Below are 14027 nucleotides of genomic sequence, written 5' to 3'. Positions count from 1 at the left end.
CTCCGTACACCGGAACATCCCCCACGCCGCAAGGCGTTGTTCCCAAGCATTCCAAGGCAACAACATGTACATCGAGACGCGCGGGCAAGGTCCCGCGCTGGCAATGATCCACGGCTGGGCCATGCACGGCGGCCTGTTCGCGCCCCTGGCCGAGCGCCTGGCGGACCACTACACCCTGCACCTGGTCGACCTGCCCGGCCACGGCCATTCGCGCGACGACGCCACGCCGCTGCAGCCCGAAGCGCTGGCCGCCGAACTGGTCGCGCGCGTCCCCGACGCGGTCTGGCTGGGCTGGTCGCTGGGCGGGCAGTTCGCATTGCGCGCCGCGCTGGATTTCCCCGAGCACGTCCGCGGCCTGATCATGATCGCCTCGTCGCCGCGCTTCGTCGCCGGCACGGACTGGCCACATGGCGTCACGCCGCAACTGTTCGGCGATTTCGGCGACGCCCTTCGTCGTGACTTTCGCGGCACGCTCGAAGGCTTCCTCGCATTGGAGGCGCTGGGCTCGCCGCATGCGCAGGAGGAACTGCGCAGCCTCAAGGTGCAGGCGTTCGAGCGCGGCGAACCGGCCGAGCGCGCGCTGCAGGAAGGACTGACCCTGCTCGACGGCCTCGACCTGCGCGCCGAACTTGCCGGGTTGCAGGTGCCGAGCCTGTGGATCTCCGGGCGCCGCGACCGCCTGGTCCCCGCAGGTGCGATGCCCGCTGCGGCGGCATTGGCACCGGATGCGCGCAGCGTGGTGATCGCCCACGCCGGGCATGCGCCCTTCCTGGGCGCGACCGATCAGGTGGCCGACGAGATCGATGCGTTCATGGCCTCGCTGGATGTGGCGCAGGTGCAGGCATGACCGAACTGTTCGATCACCGCCAGGTCCGCCGCGCGTTCTCCCGCGCTGCCCATGGCTACGACAACGCCGCCGCGCTGCAACGCGAAGTCGCTTCGCGCCTGATGGAGCAGCTGGACTACCTCGACGATCCCGCGCACGGTCGCGCACCGCCGCAGGTGGTGCTCGACATCGGCTGCGGCCCCGGCCACGCCAGCATCGCCATGCAGAAGCGCTGGCCGAAGGCGCAGGTGGTCGCGCTCGACCTGGCCCTGCCGATGCTGCGCGAAACCCGCCAGAACTCCGGCGGCTGGCGCCCGCGTTTCCTCGGTGGCGCGCGTCCCGATGCCATCTGTGCCGACGCGCGCGCGCTGCCGCTGCGCGACGGCAGCGTCGATGTGCTGTTCTCCAACCTGTGTCTGCAATGGGTCGAGGACCTGCCGGCGGTGTTCGCCGGTTTCCGCCGCGTGCTCAAGCCCGATGGCCTGCTGCTGGTGTCGACGTTTGGTCCCGATACGCTGCACGAACTGCGCGGCGCCTTCGCCGAAGCCGACAACGTGCCGCACGTGAGTGCGTTTGCCACGATCGCGCAGTTCGGCGACGCGCTGATCGCCGCCGGCTTCAAGAATCCGGTGCTCGACCGCGACGAGTTCGTGCTCGGCCATGCCGACTTGGGCGAACTGATGCGCGAGCTGCGCACGCTCGGTGCTACCAACGCCAACATCGACCGTCGCCGCAGCCTGACCGGCCGCGCTCGCTTCGCCCGCGCCGCGCAGGCCTACGAGCCGTGGCGTCGCGACGGCCGCCTGCCGGCGACCTGGGAAGTGATCTACGCACACGCCTGGGGCCCGCAACCGGGCACGCCGATCCGCGTCGGCGGCGTCGACGAAGTGCAGGTGCCGGTGAGCCGCATCCCGATCCGGAAGCGCCCATGACCATGCGCCGTGTCGCGCTGGCCGCGGTCGCCATTGCCCTGGCGTCGGCGTTCTTCTTCACCTGCACCTACGTGCTCAACCGCGCCGCCGCGGTCGAAGGCGGGCACTGGGCTTGGACCGCATCGCTGCGCTACCTGATCACGCTGCCGCTGATGCTGCCGGTGATGCGCTGGCAGGGCGGCATGGGTCCGGTGTGGCGCGCGATCCGCGCGCATCCGGGTCCGTGGCTGCTGTGGAGCGGCATTGGTTTCGTCCTGTTCTACCTGTGCCTGAGCTTCGCCGCATCGAGTGGACCGTCGTGGCTGGTCGCCGGCACGTTCCAGCTCACCGTGATCGCCGGCATGCTGTGTGCGCCGTTCCTCTATCGCGATGATCGCGCCCGGATCCCGATGCCGGCGCTGCTCACCGGCCTGCTGGTCGTGGCCGGTGTGTTGCTGATGCAGTTCGGTCACGGCGGTGGCGCCCTGGATCGCGACGGCTGGATCGCACTGGTGCTGGTCGCGGTATCGGCCTTCGCCTACCCGCTCGGCAATCGCGGCCTGCTGCTGCATCTGGAGAAGGCCGGCGTCGAACTCAACGCCACCCAGCGCGTGTTCGGCATGACTCTGGCCAGCCAGCCGATGTGGCTGGCGGTGGCGGTACTGGCCTGGACCGGCACCGGCTTGCCATCGATGGGACAGGTCTGGCTTGCCGGCGGCGTCGCCCTGGGCGCCGGCGTGATTGCCACGATCCTGTTCTTCCAGGCCACAGGCATGGTCCGCAACGATCCCACGGCGCTGGCCGCGGCCGAAGCGATGCAGGCGGCCGAGATCCTGTTCGCCACCCTGATCGGCGTGCTGTGGCTGGGCGAGCAGTGGCCGCAGGGCCGCGCACTCGGCGGTGCGGTGCTGGTGGTGATCGGCATCGTCGTGTTCAGCCTGGTCGCCGCGCGCGCGGCGGCCGGCGACCGGCGCGCGACGCAGGAGCTGCGCGGCGACCGTGGTGCGTAGCCCGGCACGGGGCTTCTCGAAGCCCCGCGCACGTTCAGGTGCCGCTGGTTAGATTTCCACCCATGCCGACCATCACCCGTCTCGCTTTCCGTCCGCTGCTGGCCCTGTCGCTGCTCGCCGGCGTTTCAGTATTTGCCCCGCCCGCATCCGCCCAGAGCGGATCGCTGGAGCAATGGGGCATCGATGCCGGAGCACTGCTTGGCGACAGTCGGCAGATGCTGCTGCGCGCTCCCGATGCCAGCGTCGACGGCCTGTTCCAGGCGATCCATGCCGGCGCGCAGTCGCCGCAGGACTCGCGTGTGATGTGCGAGCTGTTCGATCCCGACGCCGAACGCACCGTCGACGGTTACAACGAGATTGCCTCGCAGCTGAGCCAGCCCAGCCGCGTGCGCTTCGCCAACGCCGTCGCCGATTTCTTCGTCGCCTCCGCGCAGAACCCGCCGCAACCCTACAACCCCGCGCTGGCACTGCAGGCATTGAAGGCCGCCGGTGTCCGCGCCGCGATCCTCAACGACGGTTTCCTTGCCGGGCTCAACGGCAGCGACCATCCGGCACGATGCCGTTCGGTCGGCGCGCTGCTCGATGCATTGCAGACCCGTCCGATCACCGAGCGCGCGTCGGTGATGCGCCTGCTGCTGAGCCAGGGGCTGGACTACCTGGCCGTGGCTGGCGCCGCACGCTGACCGGTTTCGTCCTGGCGATGGACTTCGAACATCACGCGGCGCTGGTACGGCGTACCCAGTAGCGTTGCGCGGTATCCGAGCGCATGGATGCGCGCCTGCACGACCGGCCAGTCGACCTGCTTGCACACCCAGACCACGCCGCTCTCGTGTTCGGCCAGTTCGACCACGAGCGGCTCGTCGTAGGTCGGGTTGAAGCGCGGCTGCTCCAATGTCTCCAGCGAGATCTTTTCCACTTCGGTACCGGTCCCCAGGTGCAGGTGCAGGCCGTAGCGCGCCATGTCCTCGACGAACACCACTTCCTCCACCGGCACGCGCGAGCGTTCGCGGATGGCGTCGGCCCAGGCCCTGGCATCCTTGTGCGTCGGCCACCAGGCCAGCGCCAGTTTCAGCGCCAGCAACAGCGCCACCCATGCCAGCAGCCACGGCCAGCGCGGCAGTGGCCGGCTCTCCCTTTGCCATTGCAGCGACACGATCAAGGCGATCGGAACGAACAGCGGCAACAGGTACAGCGGCATCCGCGACCGCGCGAAGCAGAACACCAGCAGCGGCAACAGCAGCCACAGGCATGGCAGCAGCCAGTGCGCGTCGGCCTGGCGTCGTGCCGGATCGCCGCGCCATGGTGTAGCCAGTGCTGGCAACCCGCGTGCCCATCGCCACAGTGTCGGCGTCCAGGGCAGCGTCCCGACCACGAGCGTTGGCAGGTAGATCTCGATCCAGCCATACCACTCGGCGTGGCGGCCGAACTCGCCGGTGGTCATTCGGTTCACCAGCTCGTCGCCGACGAAGTAATGGAACAGCCCCGGGTTGCCATGGAACACCGCCAGGTACCACGGCAAGGCGAGCACCGCGAACAGCACGATGCCCGACCATTGCAGCACCCGGTGCCGCCCCGGCATCAGGAAATCGAACAGCAGCACGACGGGCAACAGCACCAGTCCGGCTGGCCCCTTGGTGATGAAGGCCAGCGCGAATCCGGCCCACATCAGCGCGATCCAGAGGCGCGGATGCAATGACTCGCCGGCTTCAGCAGTGCGGGTGAAGCGCGCCTCGACGAAGGCCCACATCGCCAGTGTTTCGCACGCCGACAGGATGTAGTCGGTGGTGATCAGCTGCGATGCGCCGACGGTGAACCACATGCTGGCATAGGCGAGCGCCGCGGCAGGCTCGCTGCCCGGCGACAACCTGCGCGCGATGCGCCAGGTCAACCACACGCACAGCAGGTACGAAAGCGCCGCCGGCAGTCGCGCGGCCCAGGTGTTGGCGCCGAACACCGCCATGCTGGAGGCGATCATCCAGTAGGTCAGCGGCGGCTTGGTCCAGTGCCCGACCTCGTGGTTGCGATGCGGATTGAGCCAGTCGCCGCTGTCGAGCATGATCAGCGCGACATTGCTGTAGCGGCCCTCGTCCGGATCCCACATCCCGCGCGTGCCCAGGAAGCACAGCGCCAGCACCATCGCCATCACGGCGATCCAGAGCGACGGTGAGCGCAGGGCGCGGGGCATGCGGACTCGATGGATCGGGCGGGTGGCCCGACTCTACGGCGTCAAACGTAAGGCGTCTGTCGCAGCCCGGCCGACACACAGCAACCTGCCGGGAGAAGGAGGCTCAGCCGCCGACCTGGGCGATCCAGTCTTCGAGGTTGTAGTAGTTGCTCACGCGCTGGATGCGTCCGTCGTTGACCTCGAAGAACGCCCCGCCGGGCAACACGTACTTCTGCCCGCGTGCTTCGGGCAGGCCGGTGTCGCTGACCACGTACTCGCCATGGACGATGTACTCGGCCGCGGCACGCGCCCCGTCGGGGGACACCATGACCACGATGTCGTGCAACTGTTCGCGATAGCTGCGCGCCATGCGCTGCAGGAACGCGGCGAAGGCCTCGTGGCCGATCTCGCGCGGGCCCTGGTTGAGGTCGTGGATGATGCCCTCGCCAAGCAGGGCCAGCATCGCGTCCCAGTCGCCGCGATTGAACGCCGCGTAGTACGCCAGGATCAGCTCCGTGGCGCGGTCGTGGCTGCGGGTTCCGTCGATCTTCATCATCGCGTGTCCTTGCGGGCCGCCGGCGGGGGTGGCCGGCTTGGCGACGCCGGCGAAGAGCCGGCATGGGGATAATAGCGGCGCAGCGGGTGGTCGCGAACGTGACCGGTGCCGCCAATGGCCAGCCGAACCCCTGTGGCGACCGACGTTAGCGTTAACGCTGTTCCGACATCCGGCCTGTCAGCCGCGCGCGAACAGTTCCGGCAGTGCGTCCGGATCGACGTTGCCGCCCGACAGCACGATGCCCACGCGCTGACCGGCAAACAGGTCCTTGCGCGTCAGCACTGCCGCCAGCGCAACGGCCGAGGACGGCTCGACGATCTGCTTGGTGCGCTGCCAGAGCAGGCGCATCGCCGCGATCGTGTCGCGGTCGTCGACCTTGAGGACTTCGGCGCGGTGCTGGTGGAGCATGACGAAGTTGGGATCGCCCAGGGTGCCGCGCAGGCCGTCGCAGACGGTATCAGGGGTGAACTCGGTGACGCGCTCGCCGCGCTGCATCGATGCCCAGGTCTCGGCCGCGCCGCTGGGCTCGGCCAGGAACAACTTCGTCCGCGGCGACAACGCGGCCACGCTCAGCGCCGTGCCTGCGGCCAGGCCGCCACCGCCGACCGGCACGATCAGCGCGTCGAACGCGGTGTCGTTGGCCAGCAGCTCCATCGCTGCAGTGCCCTGGCCGGCGATCACGCGGGAATCGGTATACGGATGCACCAGCTCGGCGCCAGTGTCGGCCTGGACCTGGGCGCACTTGGCTTCGCGCGCGGCGATCGTGGCCGCGCAGCGGTGCAGCACCGCGCCGTAGGCTTCGATGGCCGCGACCTTGGCGGCAACCGCGCCTTCGGGCACCACCACATGGCAGGCCACGCCGCGCGTGCGCGCAGCCAGGGCCAGGGCGGCGCCGTGATTGCCCGAGGAATGCGTGACCACGCCACGTGCGGCTTCGTCCGGCGTCAGCGACCAGATCGCATTGCACGCGCCGCGGAACTTGAAGGCACCGGCGCGTTGCAGGTGCTCGGCCTTGAAGTGCAGCTCGCAACCGGCCAGCGCATCCAGGCTGTGCGCACGCAGCACCGGGGTGACGTGGGCATGGGGCGCGATGCGCGCCGCGGCGGCCAGGACCGCGTCGAAATCGGGCAGGGTGGCGGCGCGGGCGGCGGGCTGGGCAGGAGCGGCGTTGGTCATGCGCCGATGCTAGCGCGGCGCAGGCCGGTTGAGCAGGCTCACCGCCGCCGAGCCGGCCACCACCAACGCCGCGCCGATCCAGCCCAGCGTGGTGATCCGTTCCGGTGCCAGCCATTGCGGCCACAGCGCATGCACGGCGGTGGCTGCCGCTATACACAGCAGGGGCGTGGTGGCGAGGATCGCCGATACCCGCGATGCCTCCCAGTGCGCCAACGCCTCGGCGAAGGCGCCATACGCGCCGATGGTGTTGAAGGCGCAGTACAGCAGCATCGCCCAGTGCACCGCGTCCAGTTGCAGCAGCGCCGCCGGGTGCGAGAACGGCAGCAGCGCGACGCTGGCGAAGGCGTAGATGAAAAGCAGCACCTGCATCGAGCCAAGGCGCAGCAGCAACTGCTTCTGCAGCAGCGCGTACACCGCCCATACGATCGCGCCGATGATGACCAGCGCCGATCCGAAGACGTAGCCGGGCGCCCGCGCGCTGGCTGCCAGCTGGTCGGCAAAGAACAGCACCATGCCGGTCACCAGCAGGGCCAGGCCCAACCATTGCGCGGCGCGGAACTGCTCGCCGAACACCCACACGCCGCCCAGTGTCATCAACAGCGGTGCCAGCTGGATCAGCAGCTGGGCGTTGGCCGGCGTGGTGTGCTGCACGCCGAGCAGATAGAAGACGTAGTTGCCGACCAGCATCAGCGCCGCCAGCGCCAGCATCGCGCTGCCGCGGCGACCCAGCTGGGCATAACCGCCGAGCTTGCCGCGTGCGCCGAGCCAGGCACCGGTCACGACCGCCGCGACCAGGAAGCGGAACCAGGTCAGGGTGATCGGGTCGAGGACCTCCAGGACCAGCTTCAGCGCGACCGGCAGCGTCGCCCAGCACAGCGCGGTGACCAGGGTGAGCATCAGTCCCAGCCGCCATTGGCCGGACGCACGGTGCAGGGTCATCGACGCTCTCGGGGGATGGAAACAAAGCGTGGCATGCTGGCATCGGTGCCCGGATAGGGCAATGCGCGGTCTTCCTGCATCTGGAGCGGCGGCATCCGCCGGGGCGGGGAGAGCCCCGTTAACCCGCAGCAGGCAAGAGCCGGAAAAATTAAGGCCGAGTTCAATTCCACGGCCTGATGCTGACGGCCTGACCCGGGGGGTTCCGCATCATGATCCGCAAACTACTGATACCTGCACTCGCCGCGACACTGCTGGCGGGTTGCATCACCGACTACGGCTACCGCGGCTACGGTGGCTCGGGTGACTACTACTACGGTCGACCCAGCGTCGAGTACCGCTATTACGGCGGCTACGGTGGCGGCTATGGCGGCTACTACGGTGGCTGGGGCGGGTATTACCCCTATGCCTATCCATATCGCTACGGCTATGGCTATGGCTACCCGTACCGCTACGCCTACCCGCACCGCTACGCCTATCCATATCGCCACGGCTACGGTCCCGGCTACCCGGGGTACGGCGGCGGGCACGGGTACTACAACTACCCGCGCTACCGCGGGCGCGGCGGCTACGGCTACGGTCAGGGCCATGGCGGCGGGTACGGCAACTACCCGAACCGACCCGGCTGGAATGGCGAGGGCCCGACGCCACAGCCGGGAGTGCAGCCTGGTCCGCGACCTGGCGGTCGCCCCGGTTCGGCGGTTCGACCGACCAACCCGGAAGCGACCAACGAGCCGCGTCCGATGCCGCGAAATGACGCCCCGCGCCGTCCGTCGGCAGGTCGCGAGCGCGCACCGCGACACGAGCCCTGATGGGGTTGCGCAAGCTGGCCGCAATTCACATTTTTCCGCTTGCGTCTCGGCTCGACTGACGGCAATCTGCGGCTATTGACCGATTACGTCGCTTTTGGACGTAAACAGCAAAGCGGCCCAGCTTCCATGTCGGCGCCCGGCGAGGAACCACGGATCCCCCCTGTTCCGTCCCCGTCGGGCGTCGGCGCCCATTCCGGCCCGCCGCGCCAAGCGCGGCCGAGTCGAAGAAAGCTCCAAACGCTCCCCGCGACCCCGCCCAGGCGGGGTCGTTTGCGTTTGAGCAGGCGTTCGAGAAGGAGGCGCGGCCCCGCCCAGGACGACTCCCCGAAGCGACAACCCGGCGCGAAAGAATTTCTGGAAGCGGCAGCCCCCTTGGTAAGGGGGCGCGGCGGCAGCCGCAGGGGATTGGAGACCTACCGATGGGGCCCATGGTTTGCGCAGCAAACTTTGGGTTTTTTGAAGGCGAAGCCAAAAAAAAAGAGGGGCCGAACGTCCCCCGACATTCGGCCCCCCGGCTTCCCCCGCGAGCGCTTGGCCAGCCCCTGTTCCAAATCCGGCCGGCGATGAGCGCCTGCCCCGCTGGGTGCAATAAGTACAAAGCAGGAACCGTGCCAACTTTCACGTGACATTCAGACTGACCGGCAGGGCAAACCGCGGTGGCCTAAAATTCGCCAGCGGCGCGAAGCCCGATGAGTCGCCAAAGACCCCAGGACCCGATGAGCCAGAACTTCTACCAGTACGACGTGATCGTGATCGGCGGCGGCCATGCCGGCACCGAGGCCGCGCTTGCGTCTGCACGCGCCGGCGCACGCACGCTGCTGCTGACGCATTCGGTGGAGACCGTCGGCGCGATGAGCTGCAACCCGGCCATCGGCGGCATCGGCAAGGGCCACCTGGTCAAGGAAATCGATGCGCTGGGCGGCATCATGGCGCGCGCCGCCGATGCAGCCGGCATCCAATGGCGCCGGCTCAATGCGAGCAAGGGCCCGGCCGTGCGCGCGACCCGCTGCCAGGCCGATCGCGCGCTGTACCGCAGCTTCATCCGTCGCGCGGTCGAGAGCCAGCCCAACCTGACCCTGTTCCAGGCCGCGGTCGACGACATCGTCTTCGCCGATGGCCGCGTCGCCGGCGCGATCACCCAGACCGGCCTGCGCTTCGAAGCGCCGGCCGTGGTCCTGACCGCGGGCACCTTCCTGGCCGGCAAGGTCCACGTCGGCCAGACCACCTATGCCGCCGGCCGCGCCGGTGATCCGCCCGCCGTCGCGCTGGCCGCGCGCCTGCGCGAAGGCCCGTTCGTGGTCGACCGTCTCAAGACCGGCACGCCGCCGCGCATCGACGGCCGCACGCTCGACTACTCGGTGATGGAAGAGCAGCCCGGCGACGATCCGCGCCCGGTGATGTCCTTCATGGGCAGCCACGCCGACCATCCGCGCCAGGTCTCGTGCTGGATCACCCACACCAGCGAGCAGACCCACGAGATCATCCGCGGCGCGCTCGACCGCTCGCCGCTGTACACCGGCCAGATCGAAGGCATCGGCCCGCGTTACTGCCCCTCGATCGAGGACAAGGTGGTGCGCTTCGCCGAGAAGCCCAGCCACCAGATCTTCGTCGAGCCCGAAGGCCTGGACGTCGCCGAGATCTACCCCAACGGCATCTCCACCTCGCTGCCGTTCGACGTGCAGCTGGCGCTGGTGCGCTCGATCCGCGGGTTCGAGAACGCGCACATCACCCGTCCGGGCTACGCGATCGAGTACGACTTCTTCGACCCGCGTGGCCTGAAGTCGACGCTGGAGACCAAGGCGATGTCGGGCCTGTTCTTCGCCGGCCAGATCAACGGCACCACCGGCTACGAGGAAGCCGCCGCGCAGGGCCTGCTCGCCGGCGTCAACGCCGCGCGCTTCACCAAGGGCCTGGAAGGCTGGTCGCCGCGCCGCGACGAGGCCTACCTTGGCGTGCTGGTCGACGACCTGATCACCCACGGCACCAGCGAGCCGTATCGCATGTTCACCTCGCGCGCCGAATACCGCCTGCAGCTGCGCGAGGACAATGCCGACGCGCGACTGACGCCGGTGGGTCGCGAACTGGGCCTGGTCGACGACGCCCGTTTCGCCCGCTTCGACGCCAAGCGCGAAGCCGTCGCACGCGAGAACACGCGCCTGGGCGCGGTCTGGGCCGCGCCGGGCAATGCCCTGGGCCGCGAGGCCATGGCCGTGCTCGGCATCGAGATCAGCCGCGAGACCAGCGCGCTGGATCTGCTCAAGCGTCCGGAACTCGACTACGCCAAGCTGATGCAGGTGCCGTCGCTGGGTCCCGCGGTGGAAGACGCAGCCGTGTCCGAGCAGGTCGAGATCGGCGTCAAGTACGCCGGTTACCTCGATCGCCAGCGTGAGGAAATCGAGCGCCAGCAGCGCCACGAAACCACGGCCATTCCGCACGACTTCGATTACGCGGGTGTGCGCGGTCTTTCGGCCGAAGTGCTGGGAAAGCTCGAGCGCGTGCGCCCGCAGACCATCGGCCAGGCGCAGCGCATCCCCGGCATGACGCCGGCGGCGATCTCGTTGCTGCTGGTGCACCTGACCCGCGCGCGCCGTGCGCGCGTCGCCTGACCTCAGGACGAATGCCGGCGCCGGAACTCACCCGGCGCGCAGCCGGCGTCGCGCTTGAAGAACTTGTGCAGCACCTGCTCCGGCCGCAGTGCCAGCAATGATCCGGTCACGCAGATCAGCATGTGGAAAGCGATGCGTTGCGTGACACGGAAGTGAGCGTCGTCGACGCGACCGCGCAACGCAGCCACCGTGAAAACCTCCACGTCCAGCCCGTACTCGCCAGGCGGCTGGTACGCGACACGCAAGATGCTGTCGACTTGCCGTTTGCGCATCGCAGGATGTCCGAAATTCACAGCTGGCTGTCGCCCATCGACCTGTGAATCATGGGCCCGATGCGGAAAATGACCACCGACCGCATCGAACGAGAGACACGACCATGACCATGTCGCCCAAGGAGCAGGTGGCACTGCTTCTGAAGAGCATAGAAACCGGTGATGCCCACCCGGTGGGCTATATCCACCCAAGCCGGTACGTGCAGCACAACCTGGCCGTCGGCGACGGCCTGGCCGGTTTCGGCGAACTGCTCCAGCAACTCCCCGAGGGCAGCGCCAGGGTGAACACGGTGCGCGTGTTCCAGGACGGCGATTTCGTCTTCGCCCATACCGACTACGACTTCTTCGGACCGAAGATCGGCTTCGACATCTTCCGCTTCGACGAGGGCAAGATCGTCGAACACTGGGACAACCTGCAGGACAAGCCCGACGCGCCGAACCCCAGCGGTCACAGCATGATCGACGGCACGCTGCTGGTCGTCGACCTGGACCAGACCGCGGTGAACAAGGCGCTGGTGCGCTCGTTCCTCGACGACATCCTCGTCCACGGACGCATGGACAGGCTGGCGGGCTACTTCGACGGCGACCGTTACATCCAGCACAACCCGAATATCGCCAACGGACTGTCGGCGCTGGGCAGCGCGTTGTACGCGATGGCCCAGCAGGGCAGGGCGATGAAGTACGAGCGCGTCCACCGCATCCTCGGCGAGGGCAACTTCATTCTCTCCGTCAGCGAGGGCCAGACGGGCAGCCAGCACGTGGCGTTCTACGACCTGTGGCGCATCGAGAACGGCAAGATCGCCGAGCACTGGGACACCATAGAAGCGATCCCGCCGCGGGAGCAGTGGAAAAACGGCAACGGCAAGTTCTGACGGCAGGCATCCCATCGGCTCGCCCGGCGCGCTAGGCTTGCGCCGATGAAGCCGCCCTCGATGAAGCCCGCCCTCCTCCCGCTGTTGCTGTTGCTGGCGGTCGCCTGCGACCGCTCAACCCCGAGTACCGATGCGCCCGTCCAGACCGGCGCGGCCACGTCGACGCAAGCCGCGCCAACCACGGCCACCCTGGCGGTGGCCGAGGCATGGTCACTGCCGACGGGCCAGGGCCTGTGGCCGCGCAGCCGGATCTCGTGCGCGCACCAGACGGTTCGCTCCTGCTGTCCCTGGATCGAGACCGAAGGCGACGGACACACGCTGAAGTTCGCCCGCTACGGCAAGGGCGGATGGAGCGAAGCGAAGGAGATCGCGCGCGGCAACGACTGGTTCGTCAACTGGGCCGACACGCCGCACCTTGCCGTGACGCCGGATGGCGCGTTGTGGGCACACTGGCTGAAGAAGTCGGCGAAGGCGCCGTACGCGTACGACGTCGCGCTGGTCCGCTCCGGCGACGAGGGCCGTACCTGGTCGCAACCGGTGCTGGTGAACGATGACGGCACGCCGACCGAACATGGTTTCGTCTCGCTGTGGCCGGCATCGCGCGATCGCCTCGGCATCGCCTGGCTCGACGGCCGCAACAGCGGTGGTGGTCATGGCCACGGTGGTGCCGAGGGCCACGGTGGTGGCGCGATGACATTGCGCGCCGCGCTGTTCGACGCAACGCTCAAGCGCGACGGCGAACGCGAGATCGACACGATGACGTGCGATTGCTGCCAGACCGATGTCGCCCTCGGCGGCCGCGGGCCGTTGCTGGTCTATCGCGATCGCACGCCTGACGAGATCCGCGACATCGCCATCACCCGCCTGCAGGGCGATGCCTGGACGCCGGCGCACCCGGTCCACGCCGATGGCTGGAAGATGCCGGCCTGCCCGGTCAACGGCCCTGCCGTTGCCGCCGACGGCGATGCCGCAATCGTGGCCTGGTACACCGCGGCCGGCGACATGCCCGCGCTGAAGCTGGCGCGCAGCAGCGATGCCGGCGACAGCTTTGCTGCGCCGCTGACGGTCGACCAGGGCATGCCGGTGCAGGGGCGCGTCGATCTCGCGCTCGATGCGGACGGTGCCTGGATGCTGTGGATGCGCGAGGATGCCGGCGTGCAGTCGTTGCATCTCGCGCATTACACGACGGACCTGGCGCGCGAACAGCAACGCGTCGAAGTCGCGCGCCTGCAGGGGCGCGGGCGGGCCACCGGCTTCGCCCAGCTGGCACTCGGCGACGACGGCGCCTATGTGGTCTGGACCGACGTCGTCGACGGCAAGCCGCGACTGCAAGGTCAGCACTATCGGCTGGTGCCGTGACCGGTTCCGTCGTCCATGCCAGTTGCCATTGCCGCAACCTGGTCATGCAGGCGACGCTGTCCCGTCCCGCGCACGACTACGCGCCACGCGCGTGCGATTGCGACTTCTGCCGCAAGCACGGCGCGGCCTGGCTGACCGATCCGGCCGGAATCCTGCGCTTGCAGCAGCATGGCGGCGACGCCGCTGTGCACTACCGGCAAGGTTCCGACCAGGCGGAGTTCATCGTCTGCGCCCGATGCGGCGTGCTGGTGACGGCGACCTATCGCAGCGAGGATCGCCTGTTCGCCGCCCTCAACGTGCGCGCAGTCGACGGGGTAACGGACTTCGCGCCAGAGCAGGTTGCGCAACCGCGATTGCTCAGCGCTCAAGACAAGCCACTGCGCTGGCAGCAACTGTGGTTCGCCGACGTGCGGATCGAGGTCGTGTAGGCGCCTCCACGTTCCTTTCTCGCCGGCTCGCCAGCCCGTCGGGTGTAGGATGTTTCTCAAGCACGCGCCGTGACCCGCGCGTCTGCTCTGCCGCTCGGC

General features: G+C 68.6%; 14 protein-coding genes. 9 read left to right on the top strand and 5 right to left on the bottom strand.

Annotated features, from left to right (window positions below; translation table 11 throughout):
• Window positions 1-64 precede the first annotated feature (64 nt).
• The 4 genes from bioH (at window position 65) to HIV01_RS13480 (ending at window position 3430) form a co-directional block, all read left to right on the top strand.
• Window positions 65-847, top strand: coding sequence for a pimeloyl-ACP methyl ester esterase BioH (bioH, locus tag HIV01_RS13495; protein WP_200607893.1), 783 nt, complete (start codon window positions 65-67; stop codon window positions 845-847).
• Window positions 844-1758, top strand: a complete 915-nt coding sequence (gene bioC, locus HIV01_RS13490; RefSeq protein WP_200607891.1) for a malonyl-ACP O-methyltransferase BioC — start codon at window positions 844-846, stop codon at window positions 1756-1758. Before bioH ends, bioC begins: the two co-directional genes overlap by 4 nt.
• Window positions 1755-2747 (top strand): multidrug resistance efflux transporter family protein, encoded by a 993-nt coding sequence (locus HIV01_RS13485; protein ID WP_245156808.1) that lies wholly within the window; start codon window positions 1755-1757, stop codon window positions 2745-2747. The genes bioC and HIV01_RS13485 overlap by 4 nt, the downstream gene beginning before the upstream one ends.
• A gap of 62 nt (window positions 2748-2809) precedes the next feature.
• On the top strand, window positions 2810-3430 hold the full coding sequence (locus HIV01_RS13480) for a hypothetical protein (RefSeq protein ID WP_200607889.1): 621 nt from the start codon (window positions 2810-2812) through the stop codon (window positions 3428-3430).
• Here the strand turns inward: HIV01_RS13480 and HIV01_RS13475 are convergent.
• The 4 genes from HIV01_RS13475 to HIV01_RS13460 all read right to left on the bottom strand — a co-directional run bounded on the left by HIV01_RS13475 (window position 3400) and on the right by HIV01_RS13460 (window position 7582).
• Window positions 3400-4932: an ArnT family glycosyltransferase gene (locus tag HIV01_RS13475; RefSeq protein WP_200607887.1), complete on the bottom strand. Its 1533-nt coding sequence runs from the start codon at window positions 4930-4932 to the stop codon at window positions 3400-3402. The two genes, HIV01_RS13480 and HIV01_RS13475, sit on opposite strands and share 31 nt — an antisense overlap.
• A 103-nt stretch (window positions 4933-5035) precedes the next feature.
• Entirely contained in the window at window positions 5036-5464 is a 429-nt protein-coding gene (locus HIV01_RS13470; protein WP_200607886.1) for a ketosteroid isomerase-related protein, read from the bottom strand.
• A gap of 180 nt (window positions 5465-5644) precedes the next feature.
• Entirely contained in the window at window positions 5645-6643 is a 999-nt protein-coding gene (locus tag HIV01_RS13465) for a pyridoxal-phosphate dependent enzyme (RefSeq protein ID WP_200607885.1), read from the bottom strand.
• A gap of 9 nt (window positions 6644-6652) precedes the next feature.
• Complete coding sequence (locus HIV01_RS13460) at window positions 6653-7582, bottom strand: DMT family transporter (RefSeq protein WP_200607884.1); 930 nt, start codon at window positions 7580-7582, stop codon at window positions 6653-6655.
• Between the two features lie 209 nt (window positions 7583-7791).
• Between HIV01_RS13460 and HIV01_RS13455 the strand changes: the two genes are divergently transcribed.
• Both HIV01_RS13455 and mnmG read left to right on the top strand, forming a co-directional pair.
• Window positions 7792-8391 carry a hypothetical protein gene (locus HIV01_RS13455; protein WP_207526962.1) on the top strand — a complete coding sequence of 200 codons (600 nt, stop codon included), beginning with the start codon at window positions 7792-7794 and terminating at the stop codon, window positions 8389-8391.
• A 716-nt stretch (window positions 8392-9107) separates the two neighbouring features.
• Complete coding sequence (gene mnmG / locus HIV01_RS13450) at window positions 9108-10997, top strand: tRNA uridine-5-carboxymethylaminomethyl(34) synthesis enzyme MnmG (protein WP_200607880.1); 1890 nt, start codon at window positions 9108-9110, stop codon at window positions 10995-10997.
• A gap of 2 nt (window positions 10998-10999) precedes the next feature.
• Here mnmG and HIV01_RS13445 read toward each other — a convergent pair whose 3' ends face one another.
• Entirely contained in the window at window positions 11000-11269 is a 270-nt protein-coding gene (locus tag HIV01_RS13445; RefSeq protein ID WP_200607877.1) for a hypothetical protein, read from the bottom strand.
• Between the two features lie 104 nt (window positions 11270-11373).
• Here HIV01_RS13445 and HIV01_RS18175 point away from each other — a divergent pair, with 104 nt between their 5' ends.
• From HIV01_RS18175 to HIV01_RS13430, 3 genes are read left to right on the top strand one after another with little or no spacing between them, the layout of a single operon-like run.
• Window positions 11374-12141: a nuclear transport factor 2 family protein gene (locus HIV01_RS18175; protein ID WP_245156807.1), complete on the top strand. Its 768-nt coding sequence runs from the start codon at window positions 11374-11376 to the stop codon at window positions 12139-12141.
• 60 nt (window positions 12142-12201) lie between these two features.
• The gene (locus HIV01_RS13435; RefSeq protein ID WP_207526961.1) at window positions 12202-13500 is read left to right on the top strand and encodes a sialidase family protein; all 1299 of its coding nucleotides are present in this window, start codon (window positions 12202-12204) and stop codon (window positions 13498-13500) included.
• Complete coding sequence (locus tag HIV01_RS13430) at window positions 13497-13928, top strand: GFA family protein (RefSeq protein WP_245156806.1); 432 nt, start codon at window positions 13497-13499, stop codon at window positions 13926-13928. The genes HIV01_RS13435 and HIV01_RS13430 overlap by 4 nt, the downstream gene beginning before the upstream one ends.
• Window positions 13929-14027 lie beyond the last annotated feature (99 nt).

Origin of the sequence: Lysobacter arenosi (assembly GCF_016613475.2) — a bacterium.
GTDB lineage: Bacteria > Pseudomonadota > Gammaproteobacteria > Xanthomonadales > Xanthomonadaceae > Lysobacter_J > Lysobacter_J arenosi.
Note: the sequence above shows the minus strand (reverse complement) of the source record. Positions and strands in the feature narration are given on the sequence as shown.